The following is a 6,698-nucleotide window of genomic DNA, read 5'->3' on the forward strand; positions in this document are numbered from 1 at the left end:
GTATCAGGATAGACTGGATGGCAAGCTTGCAGGTGGGAAAAAACGAAGTAGTAGGTAATTGTGGTACGTACTCGTTCTGTAGAGATGGTTACAGGGCATGTTATACATGTAATCACTTTCAGCCGTGGAGGGATGCCCCTCATGAAGAGGTATTGCAGGAGGTTTTAGAAGAAAGGAAGCATCAGGAAGAAATGGGAGTTTCCAAATATGTTATTCAAGCGTCGGATAGGCTCCTGTTAGCCGTTCAGGATGTTATCCAACGGTGTAAAGCAGCAAGGGACGCAATTAAGTCAAAGCTGGAGGCTTTATAATGTCTGATATTATTTACTTTAAACCTAAGTCCGAACTAACAGGTGAGCAGAATTATAATGCTTTCATCGAGCACTGTCGGGATAACTTAACCCTATATAATGAGCAAGGGGGATGGGAGGTTAATAACTGGTATCACCAGCAAAAGAAGCGCAGAATAGCGATTACCTTCTCTCAATATCGTGAAACATCAAACCCAGCAAATTTTGATCCACTACTTGAGCCTTTTTTGTCCTTTGCGAAAGCTTATATGCGATATACGCAAAGCATGAAGCCTGTCTCAAGTGTTGCTCTGAAGCTGGTTGCGTTACGTTGTTTTCACGATGCACTGATTGAGGTTCATCGGGTTGCGGATGTTCTTAAAACTGATGGTCTGGTGATCGGTAAGATAGATGAGCTGCTAAGGGAAAGAGTCAAGAATCTGGATCGACTCAATAAGGTTGGTTATGAAGTTGGAATATTATTTGATTTTATCAGGAAAGATAAAATGTTTTTGCCCGCCTTACCTCGTTGGAAAAATCCATTTAAAAAGATAAAAGAAAAATCTAAACGGACTGATAAAAAATCCAGAAAGTGGCAGGACGAACGCTGTCCTTCTATGCACCAGATGCTAGCTATCGCCGATGCCTTTAGCAAAGCGGAAACAAAAGAAGATAAGTATTGGACAAGTATTCTTGTTTTTTTAATGTTTGCTCCCGGCAGAGCTGGCGAATTGTCAGATTTAACGGTTGACTGCCTTCACAGGGCTGAGAACGGTGCTTTGGCTGTCAGGTGGTATGCTGAGAAAGGCTTTGGGCATACACTCAAGTGGGTTCCAAAGGATCTGGAAACCACCGTCATTCAGGCGCATGAACGGTTGGTAGAAATTGGCAAGCCTGCAAGAGATGCCGCAAAGTTCGCCTACGATAATCCAAATGTTTTTTTTCGTCATAAGCATTGTGTAACGCCAAAAAACTTTCCTGAAGATGAACCATTGGATGCTTACCAGTTTGCGTATGCAATGAACTTTACCCAAGCCACTGTTGATCGAATGACTGAAAAAACGACTAACTATAACTTGATCACAGCTTGGAATGTTTTAGGAGCACACCAAACCAAATGGATTAAAGAGCTTCGTGAAGATGGAAACCCAAGCTATAAGGATTTAGCCAATTACGTTGCGAAAGAATATAAAGATAATGATTGGCCTAACTTACCTTCTGTCGATAGACCCATATGGGAAGCTCTAGCCCTTATACGTGACAACGAATTTCATAAAGAGTTCGAGGCTAAACGGTTCTCATGGGTATTACCAGACGTTAATCAGTTGAATAACCAGTTATCTCCACGAAATGGGCTGGAAAATCCCGTAGAAACTTTGTTTCAGCGCATGGGCTATGCCGACGAAGATGGCTCTCCCATAAGCCTGTCGTCGCATCAATTAAGAGTATGGATCTCTACCAATGCAGAAAGAGGAGGTATGGATGCATGGCAGTTGGCGCAATGGGCTGGGAGGGCAAAAATCAGTGATAACCGGCATTATGATTTAAGAACTAGTGAAGAGCGGGAACAAACGCAGAGGCGTATTTTACGGCGCAAAACACGGCCTACTGCTTTGGAGGCCATCAAAGAAAAATTACCTGTCAGCTATGAGGATCTTGGGGTTCACCGGATCGGTATTGCAGATGTTACCCAATGGGGGATGTGTGTTCATGATTTTGCCCAGTCACCCTGTACCAAGGCGGGTGGCAGTGATTGTATGACCTGTAAAGAGCATGTGTGTATTAAGGGAATGCCTAAGACTCTTGAGCGAATAAAGCGGTTAGAGTCTCAGTTGACTGAGCAATATGAAAAGGCTCAGGCTGCTGCTTCTGATGGGACATACGGAGCGGATCTTTGGGTTACTCACCTCGGCTGGAAGTTAGGGCATGTTCGAACGCAGAGAATAATTCTTGAGTCAGAAGATACTCCAGAAGGTGCAGTCTTGTGGATTCCACCAGAACATGATCCAAGCCCGGTAAGCAGAGCTTTAGAGCAGAAAGGGTACAATACCACTATTAATAGGCATGACCTCGTTGAAGAGTCCACCATAAAATTGATGCTGGGTAACGACGATGCCTAAAAAGATTATTACCGAAAAAACCCTCCCTCTAGCTCTCCACGAGTTAGACAAATGGAAGGGAAAATTGACATGGGATAGCTTTGCTAGCTGTCTGGCTAAAGTGCTAGGTGAGGAAAAAATCAGTAGGCATACGCTGTTGTCATATCCCGCACTGGTAGAAGCATTTAATGATCGAAAGAAAGCTCTCAAAGACAAAAAGGAAGAGACAGGGGAGCCAGATATTACGCTTGAGGTAGCTCTTAAGGAAATAGCTACGTTGAAAGCGAAGGTAGAGAGACTGGAAAAACAAAATAATGCACTGTTAGAACAGTTTGTTCGCTGGCAGCATAATCTCTATGCAATGCCCGGTGTGGATATGCGAAGGTTAAATTTGGATAAACCTCTGACCGGAGTAAACAGGCGTGAGTAGAAGAAAAAACGGTCAACAAAAAGGGCAAGAAAATATCGCAAAGGTAGAGGCATGGATTGCCCTGCGTGATGATGCCAGAGATTGGCATGAATACCAGCGCAATGGAAAAATCAATCGAACGGTGCTCAGTGAAGAGCTGGATTTCGGCAGGGCTGTGATCAGCCAAAATAAGGGCGTACAGAAGCTATTACATGAAGCAGAAGAGCGATGGTTTGCTCGCAAAGAGGTTTCAAGAGAAGCCCATGAAGCGGCTCGTGATCGGGCAGAAAAACACTCAGCGGCTGTGGCTTCAAATAATAACGCCATGTCGCTTCGTATTGCTGAGCTGGAAGCTGAAAACCGGCAGTTACGAAAAGAGCTAAAGGGATATAGGGAGCAGCAGGCCATGGTTGAGGCAGGGATGGCAGGGTTTAAGCTATGACCCAGATTACGCACCTTCGGCAAATTGTTCAGGTTCGAAAAAAACGGGCATGTGGCTATGCCACTGTTGACCTTATCCAGCCTGATGGTTCGCTTCGTAAGCGTGAAAAACCATTAGTCGTTCATTTCCCAGAACATGCACAGGGCGCTGCAACGGCAGGCTCTCTGTGGGAAGTGAGTGGTCGTGAACGAGAGAATGCGTTTACTACGGCTAATGGCCTGATTATTTCCGAGTACACCATTGATGCCACTGAAATCAGGTTTTTGAAGCCTTCAGGAAAGGTACTGGCACGGTGGATAAGTAGCAACATCAAAGGTATCGGCGAGGTTATTGCCAAGAGGCTGGTAAGGCTTCCCAAACTGGCAGAGTTGATTGAAAAGCGGGAAAGGTCATCATTGCTGGCTGTGGCGGGAATGTCAGAAGCCCGTCTGGATCGCCTGCTGGAAGAGTGGCCTGATCAAAGCCTGTACGACACTATCACATGGTTGGAAGAACAGCAGCTACCGCTGGGGCTTGGGGAAAAGCTGTCTGCACTTTTTGGCGCTGAAGCCATTGAGAAGATTAAGGAGCATCCCTTTCTGCTTATGGCGATGGGAGCCTCCTTTGAAAAGACCATGGAGATTGCCAAAGAGCTGGGTTTAACCATGGCTGATGCCAGCGTTGTAGCAGGTGTTGCTCAGCATGTGGCTGTTCGACATACCCATAAGACCGGCTCGACAGTGATTGACCCTCAAAGCCTGATAACCGGCTGTGCTCAGGTAATGCAGACACCTGCACCGGATAATGTTGGAGAGATAGCAGTAGATCATGGTTTGTTGGTGAAGGTTGATTCTGGTTATCAGGTATACGGCTCTGCGCTAATGGAAGCGGTAGTAGCTCTTTTTCTGGCAAAAGCCCATGGTCGTTCAGCAGGCACAGGCTCTCTGGTAGCAGGATGGGAAGCAGGTTTAACAGAAAATTCTGTTATTGATGCACTGGAAGCCTACGAGCAAACCTTGCCATTCCAGTTAACAGGGGATCAGCGCAAAGCGGTGGTTGGCTCTGTCTTATCACCCGTCTGTGGTATTTCGGGTGGTGCTGGTACAGGAAAAACCACCATTCTCAAAGCGATTCTGGGTGTTTATCAGGCGCTGGCAGGCGGTATGGCGTTTTATCAGGTAGCCCTGTCTGGAAGGGCTGCTCAGCGTATGTCGGAAAGTACCGGATTACCGGCTCAAACCATTGCAAAATTTATTGTTGATCATATCGGTGAGAAAAAGCCTCGATTACCTGATCACCTGTTGCTGGTAATTGATGAGGCATCGATGGTTGATCTGCTCTCCATGTATAAGCTGATCGGGCTATTGCCAGAAGCAACCAGAGTCATCTTTGTGGGCGATACAGCGCAACTGCTGCCTGTGGGGGCTGGGTTGGTGTTTCATGCCCTACAGGACACCTTCATACCGTTCTTTCATCTGACACAGGTAAAACGGCAGGGAGAGGAGAGTGGTATACACCGTTTTGCCACCGCTATTCGCAATGGTGAAATTGAAATACCTCCTCAGACTGAAATTACCCTTGCTAAAAGTGCTGATTGCTCCATAGAGGGGGTGATGACCCCTGAACGCTTGGAACAGCTCTGGAAAGAAGCAGGGGGCATTGGGAATTCCATTGTGTTATGCCCGGTTCGTAAAGGTGAAATGGGAGTGGATGGCATTAACCAGCATCTCCAGCAAAGTAATGGACTTGAAAGGCCAAGTATCTATTATCAGGACGATCAACGGGGCTGGATACCTTGGGTGACTTCAACCGGAACCGAGTTGCTGCTGGGCGACCCTATCCTGATTACTGCCAATAACTATGATGAGGCAGCAGATATCCGCAATGGTGACTTGGGGGTGATTACTGTTGTATATGACTCACCAGAAAATGATAGTGGGGCTGTTGCTGTTGCAGAGATTAACGGAACCAGCATTGCCATTACGCAGGACTTACTGGATAAGATGCAGTTGGGGTATGCGATTACTATCCATAAGGCTCAGGGTTCCCAGTGGCCTACCTGTTTTGTTGTTCTGCCACCTGAAGCGGGGCATATGATGGATCAAACGTTGTTGTATACGGCTGCGACCAGACCAGAGGAGCGGTTAGTGCTGATGGGTAGTGGACAAGTGATCAGGAAGGCTGTTGAAAAAGAGTGCTTGATTGAGAAGAGGTGTGTGTGTCTGCAAGAAAGAATGCAAGGTAGACAACGAAGGGAGAATAAATAAGAATCAAGGTATGGATTTCGAGTGAACGATTAAGTCGAGAAATGTGCTCATTTTTCAACCTTTTGTCCTTGTTACCTAGTGATCTAGCAATTTGTCCAATAGATAAATGTGACGGATCACAAAACAGACTTCGAATAAAAACTATAGATGGAATGGAGTTCATGAAAGGGTATAAATTTGGAAACTTTAAAACAGTTATTGGGTGGTGGTCTAAAGTCATTGGAGCATCAATGCTACCAAGCATTATATGGTATATTGTGATTGGCGGAGGGGATAGCATTATTGCTATGTTACTTAGTGTGGCCGTGTATTTTTATATGGCAATACATATTGGTGTTAAGAAATACGGAATATATGGTTACAAAAACTGGAATGCCTTCTCTACACCGATAAGTCTTTGTTTTATTGGCCTTTCTTTTAGCCTGATGCCTGCAACAGGATTTGCTTCAATCCTTTTCGTCTTTCCCGGCATAATTTTAGGTATTGTACCAACATTAATCCTTGACAAGATGTATGCGAAAAAAATGAAAGCAAAACTAAGAGGTTTTGTCGAAGATAGTGGTTATAACACAGATTACTATGAGTGTGATGGAAATATATTCTGCGCTATTGACTTTTCAAAGCCAGCTATTTTCTTTGGGAGTTACTCAAAGAATGTTGAGGTAAAGCCATCTGATATTCGAGCTGCTCAGGCAGCAACCTCAGAGCGAACTATAGAGGCAGGATCACTTCCAGTTACAGCGAAAGATAATACAATCCGTATAAAAACATCAATAGAAGGCTTTGAGGATTTAAAAATTACAGCAAGTAGGGATGATCTTGAGCATGGAATTTTTGGTAGCAAGTTGAAGCAGTTCATGAACCTAGAGGCATCTTAGGGATGCTGATCATCTATTCTTGGTGCTGATATATGCTGTCTTATACTGATTGTCCATTCTAACTACACCGCTGGGTTAGCGATTTTAACGTCAGTCCCAGCGTTAGAACCAGTGCTGCAATAACCCTCTTCCGTATTCGTCCTACTTCGTGCTTGCACTCATTGCTATGTCTATTATGTGTACAGGATGAGTTAATTGGTACAAGTCTATGGACGCTGTTCTTCTCTTCTCATCACAAACTTGTATATCGTGTAACCAGAACCCTTAGGCAAAAGTGTTGACCTGAATTCGTATAATAAATGCATAACCTCTGTAACCAGAGGGTTGCCACAGA

5 protein-coding genes and 1 pseudogene are annotated in these 6,698 nt (G+C 45.0%); all 6 read left to right on the plus strand.

Going from position 1 to position 6,698, the window contains the following annotated elements; all coding sequences use genetic code 11:
- Positions 1–311 (plus strand): annotated as a pseudogene (locus KDK14_RS18725) (hypothetical protein); the annotation flags it as partial.
- Positions 311–2,410, plus strand: coding sequence for a hypothetical protein (locus KDK14_RS18730; protein ID WP_257266723.1), 2,100 nt, complete (start codon positions 311–313; stop codon positions 2,408–2,410). The pseudogene KDK14_RS18725 and the gene KDK14_RS18730, both read left to right, overlap by 1 nt.
- Entirely contained in the window at positions 2,403–2,819 is a 417-nt protein-coding gene (locus KDK14_RS18735; protein ID WP_257266724.1) for a hypothetical protein, read from the plus strand. The genes KDK14_RS18730 and KDK14_RS18735 overlap by 8 nt, the downstream gene beginning before the upstream one ends.
- Complete coding sequence (locus KDK14_RS18740; protein WP_257266725.1) at positions 2,812–3,240, plus strand: hypothetical protein; 429 nt, start codon at positions 2,812–2,814, stop codon at positions 3,238–3,240. The genes KDK14_RS18735 and KDK14_RS18740 overlap by 8 nt, the downstream gene beginning before the upstream one ends.
- Positions 3,237–5,486 (plus strand): ATP-dependent RecD-like DNA helicase, encoded by a 2,250-nt coding sequence (locus KDK14_RS18745; protein ID WP_257266726.1) that lies wholly within the window; start codon positions 3,237–3,239, stop codon positions 5,484–5,486. The genes KDK14_RS18740 and KDK14_RS18745 overlap by 4 nt, the downstream gene beginning before the upstream one ends.
- Before the next feature lie 161 nt (positions 5,487–5,647).
- Positions 5,648–6,364, plus strand: a complete 717-nt coding sequence (locus KDK14_RS18750) for a hypothetical protein (protein WP_257266727.1) — start codon at positions 5,648–5,650, stop codon at positions 6,362–6,364.
- The last annotated feature ends 334 nt before the right edge of the window (positions 6,365–6,698 follow it).

The organism is Endozoicomonas sp. ONNA2, assembly GCF_024606365.1.
GTDB lineage: Bacteria > Pseudomonadota > Gammaproteobacteria > Pseudomonadales > Endozoicomonadaceae > Endozoicomonas.

What these genes read in the sequence shown, in the direction of transcription:
- KDK14_RS18730 (WP_257266723.1), top strand. Translation starts at nt 311, where the DNA reads ATGTCTGATATTATTTACTTTAAACCTAAGTCCGAACTAACAGGTGAG.
- KDK14_RS18735 (WP_257266724.1), top strand. Translation starts at nt 2,403, where the DNA reads ATGCCTAAAAAGATTATTACCGAAAAAACCCTCCCTCTAGCTCTCCAC.
- KDK14_RS18745 (WP_257266726.1), top strand. Translation starts at nt 3,237, where the DNA reads ATGACCCAGATTACGCACCTTCGGCAAATTGTTCAGGTTCGAAAAAAA.
- KDK14_RS18750 (WP_257266727.1), top strand. Translation starts at nt 5,648, where the DNA reads ATGAAAGGGTATAAATTTGGAAACTTTAAAACAGTTATTGGGTGGTGG.